Genomic DNA, 24,745 nt, shown 5'->3' with positions numbered 1-24,745 from the left:
TTTTTGGAGGAATTTTGCTGAATTTTTTCACTGATTCCCTAGCAAACCAGTCCAATGTAATATTAGGAGAGTCTTGACGTGAACGCATCGGAACAAGCAACCAACTTTGAAATAGCTAGTAAGATTGCTACCGTAGTCAACTTGTTTAAATTACAATTTCCTGATGCCAAAAGCGATCTAAAACCTTGGCAAAATGACCGTGAGACCAGACAACTAGTGGATCCTGATTCCATTGATATAGGTTTTCACTTTCCCGGAATCAGCAGGTCTTGGCGCAGTCGTAGTGTGTTAATCCAAATTCGCTTTCATCAAGATCCCATTAATCAACAATCCAAAGCTATAGGTGTTGAAGTATCAGGATTTGACCATCGAGGTCAAGTATGGCGACTTTCTACCATAGAACAGTGGAGTTTTGTGGGCGAACCCACACCCTCTAGTGTAGTTGGAGAAAAACTTAAACACATTTGTAGACAAATCTTGGAAATATTCAATATTTGACTTCATTGAACTTATCCCTAGGTTAATACATGACATTTTAGCTCGCCTCCGCGTGTATATGGAAATATTACCATTACCAAGAGGATATGAAATTCCAATCTTCTGAACCTGTCTGATTGTTTTGCTGATTTTGTGGGTGTTTGATCTGATCTCCATCTTCTGTATTTTGTATACTATCTAAATCTTCCACTTCTTCTGTTTTTGGTACATAATCTGAGGAGGTAAAATTTCCCTGAATTAGGCTATCGTATGCGCCAGAATTATACCATTTTAATAATTCTCCTGTGCGCATAATGATCCAAGAAAGTCTTGGTTCAGCATAGCTTAGTATTTTAGTAATTTTATCTAAAGTATCCAAATTATTAGATGCGAACTCACGTGACTGGATGATAAAATCATTCATGACATCATCATTTAAATATTCTTGGGGTAAACCTGCCATTTTCATCAAAGTGGTGGTAGCTACATTAATATCTTGACAAGCTAATAGCCCTGCGCGATCGGCTGTTAATTTAGACATCATTAGCCAATTATATAAACTCAATTCAACTCCGCTAGCAACCAAACCGCCAATACCTAGGGTAGTGCTGATCAATAAATTTTTAATATTTGGCATCACAATTGCCATTTGATGGTAGACTACATTTTGGCTTTTAATACGAGCTATCTCACTTCCAATTAAGTAGAGTAGTTCTTCGGAATTAAGCCATTCCATAGCTTCTAAGTTTACGCCAATTAGGGGTTTTTCTACGCCAATAATATAGCTTTGAATATAACCTGTTCCCCTAAATAAATATAATTCTGGCAAGGGAGAAACATCTAAAACTTCACAAGCTGTTACTAATGCTTGATACAACTTAGGAAAATTCCTATTTGTAACTCTAATTTCACTACCTAGCGTCTGTAATCTTAGTAGTCTATCAATACTATATTCGTTGATTTTTTTGAGTATTGTTGATATACCTGGCATTTTTCTCAAAGATGCTAAAGCCTGTTTATCAAAAGGATGCTCGTATGTTTGAGAATTGAGTCCAGAGAAGACTTTTAAACCTGTTTGGACAGTCATTTATTTTCCTATATTAATTGTTTAATATTCATTCACAAAAGCCATAAATTGCCGTTGATTGATGGGATAACCAGGCCCACATTTGGTCTCCAAAAGAAAAGTGCCACCATTCTCGTGGATGACGTTGAAAACCTGCTTGACACATAATGTTATTTAGCATTTCTCGACCTTGGTGATATTGGCTATGTTTGTTCAGATAATAATCGGGATGCGATCGCTCAGAAATTTCGTCAATTGGCGAACCCATATTAATAATTTCCCCCCGTTCATTAACTAGGGTAATATCCACTGCTGCACCAGTGCTATGGGGGGGAGGAGTGTGAGGATTGGAACTGGGTGGAGCCCAAATTTCATATACCTGTTGCCAAATTTTTTCCCGCTGGTCATCGGACAAATTTTGTTCCAGTATTCCCCCTGCTTTTACCAGTTGAATAAAACTATAATCAACCATAAATTGCTGCACTCCTACTGGACGGTAAGCATCAAATATTTGAATATGCCATCCAGGAGACAATAGGTTTAAACAATTCTGGGCATGAATAAGATTTTTGACCACTGTTTTCCGGAGAAAATAGGGTGAATATTGTCCGTAACGTGCGCCTAGTTTGGCATAAGGGTGGGGGTTTTCCACTGCAAAAAGCTCCAGGGGAATTTCTACTAATGGTTCCCCCGATTCGATAATGGGAATTTGATGATATGGACGCATGATCTGGCAATATGGGAGATAGAAAAGCTAAGGTGATTTCTCGGTTTTTTCTGGTACGGGATCATAACCACCAGGATGGAAGGGATGACAACGTAAAATTCGACCTAGGGCCATCCAACTTCCATGAAACACTCCAAACCTTTCTATAGCTTCCATAGCATACATGGAACAGGTGGGTTGAAACCGACAACTGGGGGGAAATAGAGGAGAAATAAATAACCGATAACCTTGAATAAGCCAAATGAATAATTTTTTCACACAACTCCTTGAGGATTTTCTAAGGTTGTAACCGACGAATTTCTGTAATTTGGTCTGCTAAATCAAGAAAAGATTTTGGCATTTGAGGACCAGTCAAAATCATATCCAAATGGGTGGGACGGTCAATCAAAAACTGCAACACCTCCTTTTCGGGAATTAAACCAAAATCAACTGCTAAACTTAACTCATCTAAAACCACTAAGGAATATTTACCTTCGTATACTACCTTTTGTGTATATTCCCACAGGGAATGCAAAGACCCAATTTCTTCCTCATTGAAATTTGGTGTATCCGGGGACCTAGCTAGGTCACAGCGAATCCAATCTAGCTTGTTTCCAATTTGTATGGGATTATTTATACCTTGGTTAATACCCCCTTTAAGAAACTGGATAATTAATACAGGTGTTCCATGACTGGCAATTCTTAGGGACTGGGAAATAACGTTAGTGAAAAAGTAACGTTCTGAGCTAGTAAACACCTGTAGTGATCCCGCGACTGAATTTGGTAAACTAGGTGCAGGATTAATATTTGGACTGTCAATTTGGGTAAAAATCATTACTAAAACAAGAGAATACAAAAAAGACTGAGAGGTAAATCATGGTTTGGCAACGTCTCGATGGTCGTCAACCCGATCAACTACGAACATTAAATTTTTATCCCCATTTTACTCGTTTTGCTCCCGGTTCGGTGTTAGCACAATGTGGTGAGACTCAGGTTCTTTGTACAGTTAGTATAACTGAGGGAGTGCCAAAATTTTTAATGGGAAGTGGAAAAGGTTGGTTAACAGCAGAATATCGTATGTTACCCTCTGCTACCCAACAAAGACAAGAACGGGAACTATTAAAGTTGTCGGGACGCACCCAAGAAATTCAGCGATTAATTGGACGTAGTTTAAGAGCAGCACTGAATTTTGAAATATTAGGGGAAAAGACCTTAACTGTAGATGCTGATGTTTTACAAGCAGACGCTGGTACAAGAACTATATCCATTACAGGTGGGTTTATAGCCTTAGCTCATGCAATTACTAACTTGTTGCAACAGGGAGTTTTAGAGCGATCGCCTTTATGTGGACAAATAGCTGCTGTTTCCGTAGGTTTATTAAAGGGAGAGGCATTTTTGGATTTAGACTTTACTGAGGATGTAAATGCAGAAGTAGATTTTAACGTGGTTATGAACAGTAGGCTCAATATTATTGAAGTTCAAGGAACAGCGGAAGCAGGTAGTTTTAGTCGTCAACAGTTAAATCAGCTCCTGGACGTTGCAGAAACAGGAATTAGGGAATTACTGATAGCTCAAAGATCGGTAATACCAGATTTTAACACCTTATTGAATGTTTAACAGAAAATAGAAAACTTAAACAGGTGATCACCTTGCACTCAACAAGAAACATACAACAATGGTGGATTTTTCGCTGTTTGTCCACAGCATTGCTATTTGGTCAAATTTCCCTGCATATAATTCAAGGAAAAACCTATTATCGGAAAATTCTTGACCATGCACTAAAAGTAGGACCGGGTTCCCTCTCCCCAGTTTTGTTGGTAAGTGGTTTTGCGGGAATGATTTTCACGATTCAAACAGCTAGGGAACTGATCAGATTCGGTGCAGTTGATAATCTGGGGGGCGCTTTTGCAGTAGCCTTTTGTCGAGAACTAGCTCCACTTTTAACCGCTAGTGTGATTGCTGGACAAGCAGGCTCAGCATTTGCAGCAGAAATAGGAGCTATGCAGGTAACTGAACAAATTGATGCGCTCTACTTACTCAAAACCGATCCAATAGATTATTTAGTCTTACCCAGAGTGATTGCTTGCGGTTTGATGATGCCAGTAATGATGATTTTTGCAGTAATTATGGGTGTCAGTGGTGGAATTTTTGCCGGGTTGGAATTTTATCAGATTCAACCGGAAAACTTTTTAGAATCAGTGCGAGATTTTTTAACTCCGGGAGATATGATGATGATAATCGTCAAAGGCGTAATTTTTGGAATAATAGTTGCTGTGAATGGATGTAGTTGGGGACTAACTACTAGGGGAGGCGCTAAGGAGGTTGGTGAATCCGCAACTACTGCGGTGGTAACTACTTGGGTGGTACTTTTCATCACAGATTTTTTGTTGGCTCTACCTGGGATTACACTAGCAATTTAGATTAGATCCAGTTATACTTCCTGTAACATATTAACCAGAAATTCTCCGATCATTTTGGCTTTTTGTTTTATTATAACTTTGGGGTTAACTTCAGTGCATTTACTGTACAAATAACCGCTAAAACCAAAGTAACTTGACACACCGGAAATGAAAATGATTAACACAAATGTTTTTTTATTAAAAACATCTTTCTTGTCTCTCTGCTTAGTTTGCTTCTTACCCAATTTAGTCAAAGCCCAAGATGTTCCTAGTCAACAAGATCTACCAAAAGTTAATCCTGAGATACAATTATTGTTGGGTAAACCTAATCAAGATATACCTTTAAAACTGGTTGATGCGGTTTATCTAACTTTACAAAATAATCGAGATGTAAAAATAGCCTATCTGCAGCGTATTGTAGATAAGGCACGATTATCTGAATCTGAGTCTATATTTAGCCCCACTCTACGACCCCAGCTATCTTTAAACCTGAATGCGAGGGAACCCGAATTCCCAAGCGCTCAAAAAACAGATATAGTAACTAATACAACCGCTCGTATTGGCGCTGGGATTAATTTGAAACTGCCTACTGGTGCTTCTTTAAATTTAGGATGGAATGGAGAAAATGTATGGAAAGGTCAGTATAGCAAAGATTCCTCAAGTTATTTACCTTTAACAGATCCAAATATTCTCAGTCAAGATGTTAGTTTTAGTATTAGTCAACCTTTATTGAAAGACTTTGGCGTATATTTAAACACTTTAAACATTAGAAGAGCTAAACTGACAGAAAGCACTAATGTCTTGAATTTCAGAAATTCTATTGCCCAAACAATTACAAATTCGGTAGTCACCTACAGGAATCTCTTGTTAGCACAAGAAAGATTAAAAATTGAGGAAGATTCTTTTGCTAGTGCCAAAGCAGAACTTGACAAGTTACAGGTGCTATTTACAGAGGGCAAAATTACCAAAAATGATTTGATTCAACGTCAGGCTGACATTGCTCAAAAAGAATTTAACTTAGTTAATGTAAAGACAAATTTAACTGAAGCAATTGCTAGCCTAACCAAACTTACAGACCTACCTTTGAAAATGCTAATTGCGGTAGAAAAACCTCTTCCCCCAGACAGTTTAAATTTGCCAACTTTTGAGGAAATGATCAAATTGGCTGAAAATAATAATATCAGATATCTTTTTGCTGTTAATGCTGTAGAAAATGCCAAGCTCTCCTTAGCAGAGGCCAAAAATCAGCAAAGTTTAGACCTTACATTGAATCTGCGTTATGGCTTTAATAGTTTTTCCTATCAGCGGGATTCGGGTAATTTTACATCGTCTTTAGTGTTAAGTCGTGAGTTTGGTAATCTTTCTCAGGATAATGCCGTACTCAAAAGTGAAGTCAATTTGCAACAAGCTGAATACTCTTTAGCAAATACTAGAGTAGATATTAATGAGCAGCTGAGAAATAGGGTTCGTAATGTTAGGGATAGTTTTACACAAATTCAATTATCCAAACAGTCCACTAATTTAGCGGAATTAAGACTGAATAGTGCCAGGGAAAAAATCAAGTCAGGTGACAATGTTTCCACGACAGATATTATTAATTTTGAAAAAGGTTTAGTTGACGCTAAAAATCAAGAATTGAACGTGACTATCAGTCATCTGAACAGTATGACTCAACTAGAAGAGTTTTTGGGAATGACGCTAAATAAATGGCTTAAATAGTAATAAATGCTATAATAGTGACTAAACTCATACTTCTTAACACAAAAAGAAAAATACTTAATGCTTTTAAATAACTTATACATATGTCTTGACACTTCTTTCTGTCTTGCTATCTGTTCAAAGCAAACGAAAGTATTAAAGATAATTCTTGGAAGATGAACCACTAACTTCGTCCAAAATTGTTTACTTATAGACAATTTTGGACAACTTTTTGGAAGCGGAATAACGGTCAATGGTTAACAGTAATGACAAAGAGAATAGTTTAGGGTGGAGAGTGTATGCTGAAAGGAAGAGAAGCTAATATGATAAAGCCATGAACAAGAGGGTAGAAATTTTACCGGACCTGCAAGGTTTGATAGCACGGGCTCAGGATGCAATATTATCTAGTTTGGCAACTGCTATTCAAGAACGAGGACAATTTACTATTGCTTTATCTGGTGGTAGTACACCAAAACCTTTATATGAAGCAATAGGCTCTTTGAATCTAGATTGGGATAAAATTCATGTTTTTTGGGGTGATGAACGTTATGTACCATCCAATCACCCCGATAGTAATGAATTAATGGCGCGTATTGCCTGGTTAAATAGGGTTCCCATTCCACAGACTAATATTCACGCCATACCTACCTTGTCTGGCAATCCAGTCGCGGATGCTAATAAGTATGAACAGCATCTACAAGAATTTTTCCATTGCTCACCGGGAACCTTTCCTTCCTTGGATGTGATCCTCCTGGGTATGGGTGATGATGCACACACCGCCTCCCTTTTCCCTCATACGGAAGCTCTACAAGTGCGCGATCGCCTGGTTACTGTGGGCAATAAAGACGGTAATCCACGTATTACCTTCACCTATCCCCTAATTAATGCTGCCAGAAGTGTGATCTTTTTAGCTGCTGGTGCTAATAAAAGGCCTGCTTTATCCCAGGTGTTTGCTGAAGTAGCAGATGATTTTACCTATCCATCTCGCTTGATTAAACCTCAAGGGGAATTATTATGGCTACTAGATGCAGCTGCTGGTTCACAACTCTGATTCCCTATCTCAACTATTGTCTTTACAGTGACAAAGGCTTAAATTCATGATCATTTGTCCAAACTGCAATCATCCTAATCCAGACGCTGCTGTTCAGTGTGAAGCTTGCTACACACCATTGCCAACTACCACTACCTGTCCCAGTTGTGGAGCTAATGTACAGGCTGATGCTGCTTTTTGCGGTCAATGTGGTTATAACTTGCGCTCCACCCCCGTAGTCACCGAACCAACTGTAGCAGTAACCTCCGTAGAGGTACCACCTTTAGTTACTCCTGACCCCATGTTAGAGTTACTACAATCTGATCCCTTGGGAATTAATACCCAGCCACCCACAATTTACAGTGTGCCACCTACTTTAGTCAGCACACCCCCAGAACCAGTTGCTGGTCCTATATTACCAATAGTACCTGAACCGGTAGTAGCACCAGTACTCACAGCACCGGAACCAGATCCCCCGGTACAACTGTCACCGACTCAATTACAACAGGTGGTAGGACGATTATTCCATCTTCAGGGTAACCAAGAAGTTGAATTACCCCAAAATCTATCTGTAATTCATATTGGTAAGCCCAATGATCGGATCCCCCCAGATATTGACGTGGCTGGATTTTCCAACTCAGAAATCGTTTCCCGAATTCACGCCGATATTCGGGTTGAGGGAGATGCTTATTATATAGAGGATGTAGGTAGTTCTAATGGCACTTATATTAATAATTTGCCATTGTTACCGGGAAATCGACACCGTCTCCGTCCAGGCGATCGCATTAGTTTAGGTAAAGGAGATTTGGTAACTTTCTTATTTCAACTCTCTTAAAACAGAGAAAAGTTTAGGCTATGATCGATCTGTTTTTGATTGATTTATAGCCTAGCTGGAAGGTACTAGCAACTACCTCTCCACAAAACAGCAAAACTTTTGCTAAAATCAGTATCTGAAGCAGTATCTGTGACAATAGTGCCTTAGATAATTTCCGATGAAAGAACTAAAGAACTTGTCCACTTTCCTCCAATCCTCAAACATTGAGTCCACGGGTTTAAGCTGGTTATTGGGAGCAGCAGTCACCACTGCTATTTTGTGGCAATTACCGATGGGAGACTATATTTTATATCCCTTCACCATACTAGCAACCTGGTTTCATGAAATCAGTCATGGGTTGATGTCAATTATTTTAGGAGGCAATTTTCGTGAGTTACAAATTTTTAGCAATGGATCTGGAGTAGCAATTTACACCATACCCTCATCTTTTATTCCTCTTGTTCCCGCTCTGATTGCAGCTGCAGGTCCTATGGGTCCACCCATAGCTGGTGCAGGGTTAATCATGTCTTCTCGCAGTTTTAACAGTGCATCATTGAGCCTAAAAATTTTAGGTATTGCTTTGTTGTTTTCTAGTTTAGTTTGGGTACGTTCATGGTTTGGTTTGATCACATTACCACTGTTGGGACTGGGGGTTTTGTGGATCTCATTAATAACTAGCAAATGGGTACAGATTTTTACCGTTAAATTCTTGGGGATGCAGGCCTGTATAAGTACGTATCATCAATTGGACTATTTGTTTAGTTATAATGCTGGGTCTTTAGGAATTTCGGATACGGGACAAATGCAAAAATACTTGCTTTTACCCTATTGGTTCTGGGGTGGTTTAATAGCAGTAGCTTCCTTTGCTATCATGGCACAAAGTTTAATAATTACCTACCGGAAGAAAAACCACTAAACCGAGTTGATAAAATCAGTTAACCGAAACTAAAGGGCCCAGTTGCTGACATTTATCTTGAGCTGATCTGGTTTTGAGGTGATAGAGTTGCCAATGATCCCGTTGTTGCCAAATGGCAAATATTTCCTCTCTTCCATCCTTGAGCATGTCAAAATTAACTTGATAAACCTGATTTATTCGACGTAATTTTAAACCCAATAAACCCATCAACAGATTGAGTATTTTAATTCCAGAAATAGATTGTGATTTTTTAGCAATATCCACACCCAAAGCACGGTTAATATGTTGACTACTCTGAATTGCCACATTTTTCAACCAAATAATATCATCATCATTTTCTTGGAATACCCTATCTTGTGCTAAAAACTGACACATTCCCAAAGCTCGCAAGGCTTCCACCTTGAGAGTATAGGTTTTTAAATCTGGTAGAAAAACCTTTCCTTCGCCCCAAAATAACTGTTGTTTCCATTCCTGTTGATCTTTGATGTGAAAATAGTGACTTTCATGAGTCAAATAATAGTGAGTCAATAATTGGGAATAATATCCCTGATCATCTCGCATTTTTAACCAAGTGGTGACAGGTACTCCATATCTTGTGTAGAGAATATATTTATGAATTGCATAGCGTTGTTCATCGGTGAGAGAATGTTTAGTTAGTAGTTGTTGATATTCAACATAGTCAATATTTTTAGCCGCCACCACAGCTTGGGCAATCATCAATTGATTGTGCTCCTTAATTTCCTTGATATTGCGTTTGATATGCTGAGACTGTTGACGAGTTTGTTCCCAATCCTTTTGAACTTGAACAATTTCTAAAATTAATCTGGTTCGGGTGGCCAGATCATTCACAGAAGTTTTTAAAAACGCCGAACGCAACTCACGAATAATACTATTATAGTCTGTATTATTCCCTATGGTGACTTTGTGACCTTCAGCAATTAATCCCTCTTGCAAAGATTGTCGATAAAAGGTAATGGAACTATTGACCCTAGCAGATAGTTTTGCCCAAGTACGTAAATGAATAGGATCATAAACTGCGGGTAAATCAACATCTATTTTGTGTAAAGGACTCAATAAAGCCAAATTTTCTTTTTGATTTTCTTGATACCAATCAGATAGTAGCTGATAATTGGTACTACCACTACCAATCAAACCTATACCGCGTTTAGCACACCAGACAAAACGGGGAACTGAATCACGCACCCTAGCTAATGCTTGACGTGCTTCTGAGTCGGGAATGACTCCCTGAAAAATACCGTAAACTCGGTCAAAATGTTGGACATCAATACTAATTCCCGTTCCTAAACTAGGAGTGACAAGTACCATATCATAATCAGTGATTTTTTGATTGATAGCACTTAGACATTCTATAGCTGGATGTGCAGGTGTATTGGTAGTTTGACTACTCACCACTAAACTATGGGGAAATTGCCTTTTTAACTTATACAAGCGATCCTGGAGATAATCTTCGATGGTTTCACAACTGTAACGTCCCGTGCGACTATCGGTTGTTACATAGCACTTCTTACCTGTGATTAAGTCCAGCTCCAGTTGATGGATTAAAGGTGTTGGGTTAGGTGAATCATAAAAGGTCACATCCCACCCACGTTTGGGTTTCCACTTATTCACAAGTACCCAAGGAGTGATTTTGTTTCCTGCTAAACCCTGGAGGTATTCTAGAGAAACATCTGATAAGTCAGCATCTTGAGCAATGACTAAACCCTCTGTGTTCACTACCGTGGCTATTAATTGTTGGAAAACGCTGAGTATCTTTATCCTCTTGTTTTTACAGGTGTTACTGTTGAGGAGATGCCATAAAGACTGTTCAACTTCATCTAAGATGACTATAGCTCCTTGCCAATCTTGGGGATTCACCTTCCACAAGGAATCAACACACAACCCAAAGGATTTGGTAGGTGAGCTGGATGGTGGTGACTGGTTTTCAGGGTGGATTCCCCATCTAATACCAATTTTTTCACAGAGGAATTTTCCCAAAAGGATGCGATGGGTGATTAATAAGATTGGTTGACAACGATTTTTAGCTTCCTCAACCACCGCTTGCAGTCTGGTGGTTTTACCTGTTCCTTTAGCGGATTTGACTCCCACTAAACCAGTGGAGGGTAAACATATTCTATCTAAATAGCTTTGGTTGATGGTAACACTGGGAGTAACTGTTAGATCTATATGGGGTTTCGTTTGGGCAATATAGACCTCTAGGGACATACTTTGATTGTAGACTTGCTCAAACGCTTCCGCTCCCTTAGCAGTGATAAAATCATCCACACCTTTCTCTTTACCAGGGAGTTTGATTACTTTAACAGAGCAATTTTTCCGCTCAAGTAAATAGCCTAATTGAGAAATGGCATTATTAATCGCAGTAACCTTCCGTGGCTGATTCTCAAAATCAAAACATATATAAAAACTCAGTTGTCTATTGGCGAAAACTTCCAGATCAAGAATGAGACGACGACGGGTAACTTTACCAAATTCATTTTTGATTACCCGATAACCACTGGTAATTCCAGGTATGCCAATTGCTACATACCCTTGTGTTAATAAAGCTGCTGCTTTTTTAACACCTTCACAAATAATAATTGGTATGTTAGATTCTATTACCCATGGCCAAAAACCCTGGGCTTCCCCGTCATCATTAATGGTAATGTCTTTTGGCATAGTAACATGATAACGTTGGCAAATTTGATGCCAAATTTCTTCAGTTACCCGCAAACAAAATATTCGCGTTGGTGTGCTGGGGGGATGTTCATATTTAATGGACTTGCCATTTTTGTTTCTTCGCGGTTGGGTGGGTTTAAAACATCCCCATTCCATTTTTTGCCAGTTATTTAGCGGGTCTACACCAGAACACCACCAACCACCAGCTGTAATGTGTCCATATCTCTCTAACCACCCGCTCTTAATCATCCCTGTATTAGTGCGCGGTAAACTATTAGAGATTAATATATGCTGATAAGCATTCACACCCTGAAGGGAATGAAAATTTAACATTGCTAGGTGTAAATTTACACTACTACCATGTACTAGTTCTTCCAGGTGTTGGGAGTGCAAGTGATCTATAAACATGGGCAGATGTACTATAAAGAACAGATGAAGGAACAATCAAGGAAATAAAACCTTAGCACGCATCCTTTGATTCTGCATCGAAAAATTACTGCCATTTTGGCAACTTTTTTTGTGACCTTTTTTACGTTGTTTATGGAGACACCCGGGTTAATATAACAATCCTCTATTTTTCCGTCTGAATAGTGTAAATGGTATTTTTGTATTGTGATTTAGGTGCATGATTAATTTTTGTTTTTCAGTATATTTTTGTTTAGTTTATTTGTACTATATTTTCTGGGAAATTTATCTGAACCCATTTCCCCAGGTTGATGTGCCTACTCTTGATAATTGTTATTTATAATGGCATCTAATAGTATTCCCCCACCAAAGCGTATAGGATCTGTACAAGGTAAGCCAGTTTCAGACGCAGTTTGGGCGATCGCCTGTTCAGCAGCAGCTTCATTCAGATCTTTCGTATTCAGAGCGATCGCCACCACAGGTACTTTAGCAAAAGCGCCAGCAGCACCAGCTACCATTTCATACATTTTAATTACATCCGTGAGAGGAGGGATAGGAACATGAGGATTATTATGGTTATGAGTTTGTCCTGCACGATGGACTAAAATCAGATGGGTGGGTTGGGAACCGCGAATCAGAGGCAAAGTTGCCGTTGAACCGGGGTGTAATAAAGAACCCTGACCTTCAATTTGAAGGATGTCATAGTATTGACCAAAACGCATAACCAACTGCTCCACAGCGCCAGCAGCAAAATCCACCCGGACTGCATCCAGTGCTACTCCATCCCCTTCCAACATCAAACCGGTTTGACCAGTGGCTATAAATTTAGAGCGAAGTCCTAGCAATTTTGCCGAATGATGTAATTCCAGACTAGTAGACATTTTACCAATAGACATATCCGTACCCACTGTTAGCACACGACGACAGGGGAGATTGCGTGCCAAACCCGAAGCGATTTCCAAATTAGGTGGTTCCTTGCGCACATCCCAAATGGTCTTTCCTGGTTGTACGAGGGAGATTAAATCTGGTATGTTTGCTAGGGGTGTATGTAGCCCATTGACAACGGACATTCCCGACTTCAATGCTTCCTTAATCTCAGTCCAGTAATGATCAGGAAGAATGCCACCCTTTGGTGCAATACCAATAACTAAAACTTCTGGTTGATAGGGCAAAGCTGCACTTACAGATGCCACAATTGGTACACTTCTTTTAATTCCTGTCAACTCTAATATAGACTGACCTGGACATTCTCTATCTATAACCGCAACAATAGGTGAGTCACTGTAGCGCAAAATGGAAAGGCCAGTTTTGCCATGAGATTTTGTCAGAGCTTCATGTAAGAGAACAGCTATTTTTTGATTAAGTGGTAAGCGCACTGTATTGTACTCCTAAACCTGGTAAACTATTAGGTATAATTCGTCCTTCTGTAACTGATGCACCAACAAAAGGATCATCTATTAAATTTAAATGACTGTCCAAGTCCAAATAGTCTGCTAATGGTGCTATATGAGAAGCTGCGGTATTAGCTAGTGAACTATCGGAATAGCAGCCAAACATTACTTGTAAGTTATGCGCCTTAGCGGTATTCACCATTCTCCAAGCCTCTTCTAACCCTCCTGATTTCATCAGTTTAATATTAATTCCATCTACATAATCAGCTAGTGGGGGAATATCAGTGCTAGTGAAGCAACTTTCATCTACAAAAATGGGTAGAGGTGATTGTTTTTTCAAAGACGGTAATTTCTGCTCCTCACCTTTAGGTAATGGTTGTTCGAGATATTTAACCCCTAAATCGGCCAACCAATGGGACATAGCAATTGCATCTGGTAAACTCCAACCCCCATTCGCATCCACAAATAAATCCACCTTAGGAGCAGCTTCTTTAACTGCCAATATCATTTTTTTATCCGCATCTATTCCCTCCTTTGCTCCTAACTTAACTTTTAGTAGTTGCACATCCATATATTGCAACCAATCCCTTGCCCTAGCCGCAGCAACCTGTGGTGAGTTAATACCAATAGTAACAGAAGTTGGTACTATGGTATTTATATTAAGTCCCCAAATTTGCCACAATGGTAAACCCACATTCTTACCCATCCAGTCGTGTAGTGCCATATCTATAGCAGTCTTAGCAGCAGAGGGAATTTGATGTTGTGTTAAAATTTTACTAATATCATCCCGCTGCCAAGGACTATAGGATTCTAGCATGGAAGATATTTCTTGCAAAGACTGGAAAATTACATCAGTGGTTTCTCGATAACTTCCTACACCAAATGGAGATGCTTCTCCCCATCCTTCAATACCGCCTTCCATAATCTTAACCCAGATGTTTGTGGTTTGTGCAGTTGTTCCCCTGCTAATTGTTAGAGCAAACCTCTTATTGACAGTAAAGGTGCTAACTTGTAGTTTCATTCTTATTATTCCCTTGTCATTTTGTCAAAAAAAGTTTTTAATGTCATCATATCAGGGAAAGAACTTTGAGCACCCATTTGAGTTGTTGCTAAAGCTCCCGCAGCTCCACCCCAAATCACCGCTTCTCGCAGAGTCTTGTGATGAAAAAGTCCTGCTGCTAAACCACCGTTAAAAGCATCCCCAGCAGCAACCGTATCTATGGCATTCACGGAAAATGGGGGAATAAAAAACCTTTCTTCTTTAGTAGCGCAATAAACACCTTTTGCACCCAACTTAATCACCACACACCTTGCACCTTTTGTTAATAAAATCTCCCCAGCTTTGAAGGCGGTTTGCTCTTCATTGACAGCAAATCCTACCAATTGACTGGCTTCAATAGTTATCATTACCAACACGACCGATCATTTGTGTAGGAATACCCAATTTTGCCAATGCTACCGCTTGGTTTGCTCCCTTACCCCCGGGTGCGGTAAAAAAACTTTCTCCTAACAAGGTTTCTCCTGGTATGGGCAATCTGGGAGTTGTTGCTACCAGATCCATATTAATACTACCAAAAACTATTATTGTCATATCTTTAGCTGTTTTTAAAAACTCCCTTACTTTTCCTTCACACCCCAAATTATTAAAAAATTAGGGAATCTTGAAGAATATTAGGCACGCCACCTCAATAGTACACTTTTTACAGGATTAACAAATTCTCTGTTTTCTGCTGCTGCACGGCTAAATTCCCGTTTCAATTGAAAATACCATTGTGCTTGCATATCCGAATCTTTAATTAGACGCAAAATCGGATTATATTGAAGTCCAATTTGTTGCTTTTCCACCACATTCCTATCTTGATCCAAAAATTTACGAGTTAGAATTTGAATCAAAGGTGTAAATATTTTTAACCACGCTGGTATACCATAAAGAACAAAATTTACTTCAGTTTCTGTGTCAGAAATTGGTGTAACTGCGGTTAAATTACAAACTCGATGTTTGCCAAAGGTAATTTCTTCAATTCTCACTCCTGGTAAACGGAAGGAAATTTCCACTTCTGGTATTCCCCCACCCACTAACCAATATAATCGACTCATATTTTCCGTGTTATCGGATAATGTATGGCGTCTGACTGTAAACCCATATTCAGAAGGATCAAATTGTTTCACTTCTTCATGCAGTTTTCCACTTCTCCACCACCATACCTGGTGAACATAGGGAGAATGAGCAGGATCCATTAAACCTGTTACTGCATGATCAATAAAACAGGGAAATTTCATTACTTCCACTAAATCTGGTTCTCTATTGCTAAAACCTGGCACTTGAGGAATATCACCAATCTCAGCATTAATGGGAGGGCCTTCTTTATCATACATGTATATCCAAATGTTACCCTGGGTTTCATAAACAGGATATGATTTAACATTAAACCTATTCAAATCTATACTTTGTTCTGGCAACAGTGATGGAATTTCTGTACACTTGCCCTGACTGTTAAAGCGCCAACCATGATAACAGCATTCTACCTGTTCACCATCAAATCTACCACAACTCAAGGGAACTGCACGATGAGGACAAATATCTTCAATCGCAAAAACTTGACCATTTTTGTCTCTTGTGAATAGTATAGGTTCTTTGAGTAAAACACGTGATACCATCTTACCTGTTTTTAGCTGACTGCTGGGTAGTGCATAGTACCAAAGATTACGCAACAAGATGTTTTTATTATCTACCATAGATTAGGATGTGAATAAACCGCTTTTGTCCCAAAAATAGGACGAGAATTACTGAGAAGTTTTTAGTCTACTTTTACTCAGAAATCCACTGTTTCAATTGTACCATTGCGATTAAATTGCATCCACACTTTATAGGTTCTCGACTGGGGAGAGAGTTTACAATTTTATTCATAACTCCCCCTTAAGGAAGATGATTTTGACCGGGAGTAAATTTAAACTGGTTCTGGTGTGTCGAATAACTGCTTTCTATGGAGGTTTAGCGATGCTAAACCTTTTTTATATTTTTATACTATTGTATACAAATAAAGCTACCGCTATGTTATTCTTAGGGAAGCAATTTACCGCTATAGGAAATTACGCTGCAGTAAGTGGGTAAGTGGAATTAAACATAAGATAAACGTAGGTTGGGTTGAGGAACGAAACCCAACGCCCCCACGGGTTACCCTACCACTAACACATCCTACAAATAATTGTGACTCCCTACTTAATGGTATCAGTGGAAGTAGGAAGTGTATTTAATAGAATTACTGTGATTATGGCATGAGTCTCACCCTCTAAATAGTCTAGAATAAAAGTGTCCGCTAAATAATACGCTAAATAATAAAATTATGGTGAATCGCTGGTTTAATATTGCAGGTCCTTGTAAAGACAATATTCACTATATGTTGTCTCCCACAAGTCGTTTACCCGACTTATCAATGCTAATAGAACAACAAAGTTACTTTGTACTTCATGCACCACGACAAACAGGGAAAACCACCGCCATGTTATCCCTAGCAAAGCAACTTACTGCTACAGGAAATTATGCTGCAGTAATGGTATCAGTGGAAGTAGGAAGCGCATTTAATCATGACCCCAGTGCTGCAGAATTAGCCATTTTAGGAATTTGGCGAAATACAATTGAGGATAGCTTACCTGCAAAACTACAACCTCAAACTTGGGTTTATAATGTTCCTGGACAGAGAATCGCTGAAAATCTAAGAGCATGGTCAAGAGCTATAAATCGTCCCCTAGTATTATTTATAGATGAAATCGATTCTTTGCAAGACCAAACATTAATTTCTGTTTTACGACAGTTACGAGATGGTTTTTCTAAACGTCCAGAAAATTTTCCCTCATCGGTAGGATTAATTGGTTTACGCGATGTGCGGGATTATAAAGTAGCATCCGGTGGTAGTGATAGATTAAATACCTCCAGTCCTTTTAATATTAAAGTTAGTTCTATTACCCTGCGAAACTTTAATCTTGGAGAGGTGGAAGAATTATATCAACAACATACGAAAGCAACTGGACAAACTTTCACACCAGCAGCAATAGAAATAGCTTATGATTTAACCCAAGGACAACCATGGTTAGTGAATGCTTTGGCTAAAGAAGTAGTAGAAAAAATGGTCAAGGATAGAAGTATAGCTATTACCAAAGAACATATTTTACAAGCTAAAGAAATATTAATTATGCGTCAAGATACCCATTTAGATAGTTTAGCAGAAAGATTAAGAGAACCAAGAATAAAAGCAATTATTGAACCAATGTTAGCAGGGAAGACATTACCAGACACTCCAGCAGATGATCGCCAATATTTAATTGATATAGGAATATTACGACGTGATATAATGGGGGGATTAGTTATTTCCAACCCGATTTATCGTGAAGTTATTCCGCGCGTTCTAGTACAAGGAACCCAAGACAGTTTACCCATGATTGCACCCTCTTGGTTAACCCCGGAAGGTAAATTAAATATGGATGCTTTGTTAACAGCATTTCTTAAATTTTGGCGACAACATGGAGAACCATTATTAAGTAGTGCTGCTTACCATGAAATTGCCCCCCACATAGTATTAATGGCTTTTTTACATCGGGTGGTGAACGGTGGAGGAGTTTTGGAAAGAGAATACGCCATTGGTAGCGACAGAATGGATTTATGCTTGAGTTATCAAGACATAATTTTAGGGATTGAGTTAAAGGTATGGCGGGATAAAAAAAGGGATCCGCAAGCTGAAGGGATTGAACAATTGGAATCTTATTTAGCTCGTTTGGGATTAGATTTTGGTTGGTTATTTGTCTTTGATAGGCGAAAAAATGCCCTACCCATGGAAGAAAGGTTATCCACTGAAGTTGTAATAACGGAAAACCAACGCAGGATCACCGTAATTCGGGCGTGAGTCATTAATATGGTATATTTTAGTTACGCCCCCTAGAAATAGGCATAAGGCGTGCGACGACTGATCCCCCAGAGATAACCCCCTTGAGGCCTCCCTATGTCCATATTCTGGCGTAAAGTGATACAACTCCCTCAAACCTACTTACTGCTGACGGCCATCATCCTTGGCTTAAGTATCTTTTTCCATGGGGTAGGTATGCGTCCCCTGAGTCTAGGTTTGGGCAGCATTGTTGCTGCGGGAATGATAGTCGCTTGGTTGTATTCCTTGCGATCGCAAATTAGTGCCAATGCTCTCAATCTTCTTGATACTGATAATTTCCGGGAACGTTTGCAAAGAATCGCTGGTGATCTGGGTAGCAGATCTACTGGGGATTGGCAAAAAGCACAAACCTATGCCATTGAAAGTCATCAACTCTGTAAAGCAATTGTTTCTCAAGAAAGCATTTTAACAACGGAAGTATTAGAAACTCTATATACAGTGTTGAATCTATCTGAGCAGGTGATTCATGCCATTTTAGCCCTAGACCAGGTGAAAACCGATCACTATCGGACTCTTGCTAGAACTCACCTGCAGACAAGTTTAGAACGCCTAAAAACTACTCACCATAATTTGCAACAACTTCAAGATCAAGTCCTATTATCTTCCTTGGACAGAAATGCAGTAAATACTGAACTTCCTCTGTTTTTAAAAACCTTGATCCAGGAAAATCGTTCCGCTGTCCAAACTATTATTCAAGATTCCACTCTAGCGCAGGAAAATAAATCATGAAAAAGGCTATATTCACACTTTTCTTCCTCCTAGGACTGTGTTTAGTATTACTAGGTTCTTGCTCCGGTATTCCTAAGATTAGCTCCTTTGATCAAGCGGTTGAGGTTTTACAAGGAAATGTCTTGCCACGTATTTCTGTCAAAGACCAATTAGTTACCGATGCAACCGCCCAGAGCTACTCCGTTAAATCCGTGCAAGAACCCCTACCATCTTTGGATAAATACCCCATTTATGGTCCACCTAAAACCACTGAAAATGTTTACCTCGAAATTTTTGGTTCTCCAGATAAAGCTAATCCCCAAAAGGAAGATGAAAGGTGGCTGATTGATGTCACAGATCAATTCAATGCTAAAAATTTCAAAACCTCTTCTGGGAAATTAATTCAGGTGGGTGTTCGCAATATTCCTTCCGGTATCGCTCAGCGCATGATCGAATCTAAAGTCGTTCAACCTACTGCTTACACTCCTTCCAATGAACTGTGGATTGCTATGTTGAAAAATGCAGGAGTTGAGGTTGATATGGTGACCCCTAAACTGTTGCCAAACCAGCCTGGTTTTATTTTAAATCAACAAAGTAAACAAGAAATTTTCGGATCACAAACAGTTACTTTAGACCAATTACTAGATGCCATAGTGGCGGGCAAGTTATCCGTGGGTTATACCAATCCATACACCAGTTCCAGTGGCTTAAATCTCCTGTACACAATTTTTTGGCGAGGGGCGGGTCATCAACAGAATGGTCAACCTTTAACTACCTTAGATTTACAATCTCCCAAAGTCAATTCTTTATTTCAAGCTTTTCAAAAACAAGTTTTAGTAACGGGATTGACCACATTGGAACTAAAGGATATTGCCATAAGAGATCCTAAAAAACTATCTGTTTTTGTAAGTGAAGGATTGACCTTTAATGCATTGAAAAAAATTCCTGAATTTGCTAACTCAATTTTTATTCCTTTTGGGGTTCCCCATAATAATCCTTTAGTTAAATTTAAATGGACAACTCCGGAGCAACAGCAAGGGTTAGAACAATTTGCCAAATTTGCTCAATCTGATACAATGCAAAATTTAGCACCTCAAATGCCTCCAGAAGTTGCACAATATCTCGCACAAAAACAGGTCCCTCCTGTTCCTTCTGGCAAGGTTTTAAGTTTAGGACAAACATTTTGGAAAACACAAAAAGACACAGGAAAAACGGTTTATTTAATGGCCGTTATTGATACCAGTGGCTCTATGTATGGAGATCCTTTAAATGCTGTTAAAGATGGCCTACGCATTGCCAGCCAACAAATTAATCCAGGCAATTATGTGGGCTTAGTTACCTATGGAGATCAGCCTGTCAATTTAGTGAAACTGGCCCCCTTTGATGACCTTCAGCACAAACGTTTTTTGGCAGCTATAGACAATTTGCAAGCAGATGGTGCCACGGCAATGTATGATGGCATGATGGTGGCTTTATCGGAACTGGTACAACAAAAGAAAACCAATCCTAATGGTAAGTTTTATCTGTTATTACTGACGGATGGTCAAACCAATCAGGGGTTCAATTTTGAAGAAGTAAAAGAGATTATTGAATACAGTGGTGTGCGCGTTTATCCCATTGCATATGGTGAAGTCAATGAAGCAGAATTAAATGCGATCGCAGCTTTGCGGGAATCTACTGTGAAAAAGGGAACTCCTGAAAACGTGCAAGAGTTGCTCAAGGGATTATTCCAAGTCAATTTATAGGTTCATTGAGTATTTTCAAATAGGAGTGTCAGCATGAAGAGCGTCCTCAACCACAGATTAATTACCATTGTTCTCACCGGTTGGATCAGCCTTTTCGTTTCTGGGTTAGTGCTGGTGTTAGCAACCCCCAGTATTACAGTAATTATAGATCGTAGCTATTGTCCTTCCGATCAGTGGCAAACCCAAGTGGTTATTCCCTACCGAGATCTGTATCAAAAACATCAAGATAAACAGTTAAAAATTGAGTCAATTACCCTCTTGAGTGATCTCGGTCAAGAATCCTCCAAAAAAATTCCCACACCAGAAGAAATTGCTATCCTAAACACCTATGGAAAGTTAAGTAGCGATCGCCAAAAGTCCCTAGAAAAACTGTCCCAGAAGGCAAAACTATTGCGGTGTCTATGATCTATAAGACGGGGAATTGACTCCCCGTCCTTCAACTCTTAGCGAGTTTCAGTAAAGTCGGCATCAATGACATCATCACCACTAGAAGATCCAGTAGTTCCACTGTTGGGGGCTTCAGCATCAGGAGTAGCACCACCGGGTTGCTGATAGATGTTGCTACCTACAGCAAACAATGCTTGTTGCAATTCCGGTGTTAACTTCTTAATTTGCTCATCATCTTCCTTAGCTACAGCTTCCCGCAGCTCTTTGACTAAACCATCAATTTTGGTTTTGTCCGCTTGTGGTACTTTATCCCCTAGGTCTTGCAGTTGCTTCTCTGCTTGATAAGCTAAAGAGTCAGCCTGGTTTTTGCGCTCAATCTTTTCACGACGTTCCTTATCTGTGGAAGCATTTTGTTCCGCTTCCCTAACCATGCGCTCTACATCAGACTTATCTAAAGTAGAAGCACCAGTGATGCTAATAGACTGTTCCTTACCAGTTCCCTTATCTTTGGCGGTAACGTTGAGGATACCATTAGCGTCAATATCAAAAGTCACTTCAATTTGTGGAACACCACGGGGTGCAGGAGGAATACCATCCAAACGGAAAGTTCCTAAACTCTTGTTATCATTAGCAAATTCCCGTTCACCTTGGAGAACATGAATTTCCACATTGGTTTGACCATCTACCGCAGTAGAGAACACCTCAGACTTCTTGGTAGGAATAGTAGTGTTCCGAGGAATAATCTTAGTCATTACTCCGCCCAGGGTTTCCACACCCAAAGACAGGGGAGTCACGTCTAATAATAATATACCCGTTACATCACCAGCAAGCACACCAGCTTGAATCGCAGCACCTACAGCTACCACCTCATCTGGGTTAACGCTTTGATTAGGGTCTTTACCTAAAACTCGCTTTACAACCTCTTGAACTGCAGGAATACGGGTAGAACCACCCACTAGAACCACTTCATCAATATTGCTCTTATTTAATTTGGCATCGCGCAGCGCATTTTCCACCGGTATGCGACAGCGGTCTATTAAATCGGAGCAAAGCTCTTCAAATTTAGCTCGAGTTAAGGTAGTATCTAAATGCTTTGGACCATCCTGAGTAGCGGTAATAAAAGGAAGGTTAATTTCCGCCTGAGTAACGCTGGAAAGTTCAATTTTAGCCTTTTCAGCTGCTTCAGTCAATCTTTGTAGAGCTTGTTTATCTTTTCGCAGGTCAATGCCCTCTACTTGCTTGAACTGCTCCGCCAAGAAGTCAACTATTTTCTTATCAAAGTCATCACCGCCCAGGTGGGTATCACCAGAGGTGGCCAACACTTCAAAAACGCCATCCCCCACCTCTAGCACAGATACATCAAAAGTACCACCACCAAGGTCAAATACTAGAATAGTTTCATTACTCTTCTTATCAAAGCCATAAGCCAAAGAAGCTGCTGTGGGTTCATTGATAATCCGCAGTACCTCAATGCCCGCAATTTTACCAGCATCCTTGGTAGCTTGGCGTTGGGAATCGTTGAAATAAGCGGGGACAGTAATTACTGCTTGAGTAACGGTTTCACCCAGATACTTACTGGCATCTTCTACCAATTTACGCAGGACTTTAGCAGAAATTTCCTCCGGTGCAAACTGTTTACCAGCACCGGGAGATTGTAATTTAACATTACCGCTACTACTAAGAACTTTATAGGAAACTTCTGTAGCTTCATTGGTAACCTCATCAAAACGGCGACCGATAAAGCGTTTTACTGAATAAAAAGTATTTTCAGGATTCATCACCGCTTGACGCTTAGCGATCTGACCCACTAGGTTATCACCATTTTTAGCGAATGCTACCACAGATGGAGTGGTTCTAAAACCCTCAGCATTAGCAATCACAGTAGGTTTTCCACCTTCCATTACTGCTACGCAAGAGTTAGTTGTGCCTAAATCAATTCCTACTACTTTTGCCATTTTAGCTGCTGCTTCCGTATAACTACAAATGAATGGGATTATAAAGGGCTGTATGTTTAACCTTTTGAACCAACTGATGACAATCAGCAGTTAGTTGAGCATCATTTAACCAGTTTTTAGTTGAAACCGTAAATTACGCCGATATATATACTGAACTTGTGTAGTCAGTCCCTGAAGGGCGGTTTCCCGAACCTAAATGGGGTTTGAAACGGTTTGCTCATGGATTGAACTTGTCATTACCTGTGAATAATGTATGGGAATTAATACGTTTCCGAATTGGTGTCAACCGTAATTTTTGAGTCGTATTTCCCGTTAAGAGGGGGGAGTGTAATATTCCGACACCGTAATAGTTATAATGCTTTTTAGCAAGATGTAACGCAACAAAAGTAGTCTTTTTACGTCAATATTTAATATGCAGGCTCTCTCATTCTTCTCAGGCGATCGCACTAGATTTTGCCAGGAGAACAGCTAGCCCGCTTTTCTGAGTAGTATGTATGCCATAATAAGAGTATAGCAATATTTGGTGATTAATTAGCTAATTTTCCTTATCAAAAGCCTTACTTAAACGTTTCAACACTTGACCAATAGTTGTAAACTCTACGTTCCTAGATAACGCAGTGACCGTGGCATCATCACTTGTGTCAATAATCTGGTTAAATATGAGTATTGCCCTGTTTAACCGCACAGGCTCTATAGTTACACTTTGAACTAATTTAGAGTTTGATTCTGATTTATTCTTAGGATCGGAGGGTAGTGTACTACTGTTTACGATATTACTAGCTAATGAACTCAGAAGCTGACCTTTCTCCAATTTTGGCTCAAGGGTCTGGTTTGTGCCAATTACCATTAAACCGGACAAACTATTGATCAAGTCCGCTACCTGAGTAAAGTTTGCTCCGGTTAGAGCTATGCTAGTGCCAGTTTGTATCTGGGATATAGATAATTCAGCGGAAGTGGCTGTGGCAATAAACCCGGCAGCGTTAGCAATTTGGTTAGATGTGCCTTTCAAGACTAAATTCAGGGTTTGTCTATTGGCAGTTGTAACGGTTGCAGTGGTTGATAAGGTTTGACTATCGGCAGTAGGGCTTATGGGTAAAATACGTACTGCGGTTGTGTTGCTAGTGACCTCCACTCCTTGCCCTAACGATATTTGATCTGCAACATTTCGACCGGCTTGTAATGGTGTTGCTACTATTGCTGAGTTATTGATACTTGTGGGGATCGTCACTGCCGTTACGGGAATACTAGGAATTACAGATGTTGTTGCTGAGTTATTATTATTTGTGGACGTAACCACGGTTGCAGGAGTGCTGGACGTTGCTGAGTTATTATTATTTGTGGACGTAACCACGGTTGCAGGATTGCTGGGCGTTGGGGATGTAACCACGGTTGCGGGAGTGCTGGGAACTGCTGGTGTCACCACCGTTGCGGGAGTGCT

General features: G+C 39.7%; 22 protein-coding genes and 1 pseudogene. 12 read left to right on the top strand and 11 right to left on the bottom strand.

Translation table 11 applies throughout. The annotated features are described in order from the left end of the window. Positions 1–78: 78 nt before the first annotated feature. Positions 79–498, top strand: coding sequence for a hypothetical protein (locus ASL19_RS16190; protein ID WP_057179130.1), 420 nt, complete (start codon positions 79–81; stop codon positions 496–498). 73 nt (positions 499–571) lie between these two features. Here the strand turns inward: ASL19_RS16190 and ASL19_RS16185 are convergent, their stop codons facing one another. From ASL19_RS16185 to ASL19_RS16170, 4 genes are read right to left on the bottom strand one after another with little or no spacing between them, the layout of a single operon-like run. Then, positions 572–1,564 (bottom strand): M48 family metallopeptidase, encoded by a 993-nt coding sequence (locus ASL19_RS16185; RefSeq protein WP_057179129.1) that lies wholly within the window; start codon positions 1,562–1,564, stop codon positions 572–574. Between the two features lie 28 nt (positions 1,565–1,592). Beyond that, positions 1,593–2,270 carry a M15 family metallopeptidase gene (locus ASL19_RS16180; protein ID WP_057179128.1) on the bottom strand — a complete coding sequence of 226 codons (678 nt, stop codon included), beginning with the start codon at positions 2,268–2,270 and terminating at the stop codon, positions 1,593–1,595. 27 nt (positions 2,271–2,297) lie between these two features. Beyond that, positions 2,298–2,528: a membrane protein insertion efficiency factor YidD gene (yidD, locus tag ASL19_RS16175; protein ID WP_057179127.1), complete on the bottom strand. Its 231-nt coding sequence runs from the start codon at positions 2,526–2,528 to the stop codon at positions 2,298–2,300. 19 nt (positions 2,529–2,547) lie between these two features. After that, positions 2,548–3,084: a P-loop NTPase family protein gene (locus tag ASL19_RS16170; RefSeq protein ID WP_057179126.1), complete on the bottom strand. Its 537-nt coding sequence runs from the start codon at positions 3,082–3,084 to the stop codon at positions 2,548–2,550. 41 nt (positions 3,085–3,125) lie between these two features. Between ASL19_RS16170 and rph the strand changes: the two genes are divergently transcribed. From rph to ASL19_RS16140, 6 genes are all read left to right on the top strand, one after another. Further along, on the top strand, positions 3,126–3,866 hold the full coding sequence (rph, locus tag ASL19_RS16165) for a ribonuclease PH (RefSeq protein WP_057179125.1): 741 nt from the start codon (positions 3,126–3,128) through the stop codon (positions 3,864–3,866). A gap of 23 nt (positions 3,867–3,889) precedes the next feature. Continuing rightward, complete coding sequence (locus ASL19_RS16160; protein WP_369814515.1) at positions 3,890–4,669, top strand: MlaE family lipid ABC transporter permease subunit; 780 nt, start codon at positions 3,890–3,892, stop codon at positions 4,667–4,669. A gap of 153 nt (positions 4,670–4,822) precedes the next feature. Then, positions 4,823–6,367 (top strand): TolC family protein, encoded by a 1,545-nt coding sequence (locus tag ASL19_RS16155; RefSeq protein ID WP_082604719.1) that lies wholly within the window; start codon positions 4,823–4,825, stop codon positions 6,365–6,367. Between the two features lie 313 nt (positions 6,368–6,680). Continuing rightward, positions 6,681–7,397, top strand: coding sequence for a 6-phosphogluconolactonase (gene pgl / locus ASL19_RS16150; protein ID WP_057179122.1), 717 nt, complete (start codon positions 6,681–6,683; stop codon positions 7,395–7,397). Positions 7,398–7,443: 46 nt separating this feature from the next. Next, on the top strand, positions 7,444–8,211 hold the full coding sequence (locus tag ASL19_RS16145; RefSeq protein ID WP_057179121.1) for an FHA domain-containing protein: 768 nt from the start codon (positions 7,444–7,446) through the stop codon (positions 8,209–8,211). A 157-nt stretch (positions 8,212–8,368) separates the two neighbouring features. After that, positions 8,369–9,106, top strand: coding sequence for a M50 family metallopeptidase (locus tag ASL19_RS16140; protein ID WP_057179120.1), 738 nt, complete (start codon positions 8,369–8,371; stop codon positions 9,104–9,106). A 15-nt stretch (positions 9,107–9,121) separates the two neighbouring features. On the opposite strand, the gene ASL19_RS16135 is transcribed toward ASL19_RS16140, so the two are convergent. From ASL19_RS16135 to ASL19_RS16110, 5 genes and pseudogenes are all read right to left on the bottom strand, one after another. Further along, a complete protein-coding gene (locus ASL19_RS16135) occupies positions 9,122–12,187 on the bottom strand; it encodes a plasmid replication protein, CyRepA1 family (RefSeq protein WP_057179119.1) in 3,066 nt (1,021 codons plus the stop codon). Positions 12,188–12,501: 314 nt separating this feature from the next. Beyond that, positions 12,502–13,560 carry a DUF1611 domain-containing protein gene (locus tag ASL19_RS16130; protein WP_057179118.1) on the bottom strand — a complete coding sequence of 353 codons (1,059 nt, stop codon included), beginning with the start codon at positions 13,558–13,560 and terminating at the stop codon, positions 12,502–12,504. After that, positions 13,544–14,596 carry a dipeptide epimerase gene (locus tag ASL19_RS16125; protein WP_057179117.1) on the bottom strand — a complete coding sequence of 351 codons (1,053 nt, stop codon included), beginning with the start codon at positions 14,594–14,596 and terminating at the stop codon, positions 13,544–13,546. The genes ASL19_RS16130 and ASL19_RS16125 overlap by 17 nt, the downstream gene beginning before the upstream one ends. 5 nt (positions 14,597–14,601) lie before the next feature. Further along, positions 14,602–15,166 (bottom strand): annotated as a pseudogene (locus ASL19_RS16120) (PfkB family carbohydrate kinase). Between the two features lie 80 nt (positions 15,167–15,246). After that, a complete protein-coding gene (locus ASL19_RS16110) occupies positions 15,247–16,311 on the bottom strand; it encodes an aromatic ring-hydroxylating dioxygenase subunit alpha (RefSeq protein WP_057179114.1) in 1,065 nt (354 codons plus the stop codon). Positions 16,312–16,919: 608 nt separating this feature from the next. On the opposite strand from ASL19_RS16110, the gene ASL19_RS16100 reads away from it, so the two are divergent. The 4 genes from ASL19_RS16100 (at position 16,920) to ASL19_RS16085 (ending at position 21,370) form a co-directional block, all read left to right on the top strand. Further along, positions 16,920–18,473: an AAA family ATPase gene (locus ASL19_RS16100; RefSeq protein ID WP_200959897.1), complete on the top strand. Its 1,554-nt coding sequence runs from the start codon at positions 16,920–16,922 to the stop codon at positions 18,471–18,473. Between the two features lie 96 nt (positions 18,474–18,569). Next, positions 18,570–19,241: a hypothetical protein gene (locus tag ASL19_RS16095; RefSeq protein WP_057179112.1), complete on the top strand. Its 672-nt coding sequence runs from the start codon at positions 18,570–18,572 to the stop codon at positions 19,239–19,241. After that, on the top strand, positions 19,238–20,965 hold the full coding sequence (locus tag ASL19_RS16090) for a VWA domain-containing protein (protein WP_057179111.1): 1,728 nt from the start codon (positions 19,238–19,240) through the stop codon (positions 20,963–20,965). Before ASL19_RS16095 ends, ASL19_RS16090 begins: the two co-directional genes overlap by 4 nt. A 33-nt stretch (positions 20,966–20,998) precedes the next feature. Continuing rightward, on the top strand, positions 20,999–21,370 hold the full coding sequence (locus ASL19_RS16085) for a hypothetical protein (RefSeq protein ID WP_057179110.1): 372 nt from the start codon (positions 20,999–21,001) through the stop codon (positions 21,368–21,370). A gap of 38 nt (positions 21,371–21,408) precedes the next feature. Here the strand turns inward: ASL19_RS16085 and dnaK are convergent, their stop codons facing one another. Both dnaK and ASL19_RS16075 read right to left on the bottom strand, forming a co-directional pair. Beyond that, complete coding sequence (gene dnaK / locus ASL19_RS16080) at positions 21,409–23,307, bottom strand: molecular chaperone DnaK (protein ID WP_006278041.1); 1,899 nt, start codon at positions 23,305–23,307, stop codon at positions 21,409–21,411. 535 nt (positions 23,308–23,842) lie between these two features. Then, positions 23,843–24,535 carry a hypothetical protein gene (locus ASL19_RS16075; protein ID WP_057179109.1) on the bottom strand — a complete coding sequence of 231 codons (693 nt, stop codon included), beginning with the start codon at positions 24,533–24,535 and terminating at the stop codon, positions 23,843–23,845. Here ASL19_RS16075 and ASL19_RS17975 point away from each other — a divergent pair. After that, positions 24,522–24,745: hypothetical protein (locus tag ASL19_RS17975; RefSeq protein WP_161808617.1), on the top strand; the 224-nt coding region annotated here is incomplete at its 3' end. The genes ASL19_RS16075 and ASL19_RS17975 overlap by 14 nt on opposite strands.

It is taken from the genome of Cylindrospermopsis sp. CR12, from assembly GCF_001432185.1.
Taxonomy (GTDB): domain Bacteria; phylum Cyanobacteriota; class Cyanobacteriia; order Cyanobacteriales; family Nostocaceae; genus Raphidiopsis; species Raphidiopsis raciborskii.
The sequence above is the reverse complement of the archived record's forward strand: the minus strand, read 5'-3'. Positions and strand labels throughout refer to the sequence as shown.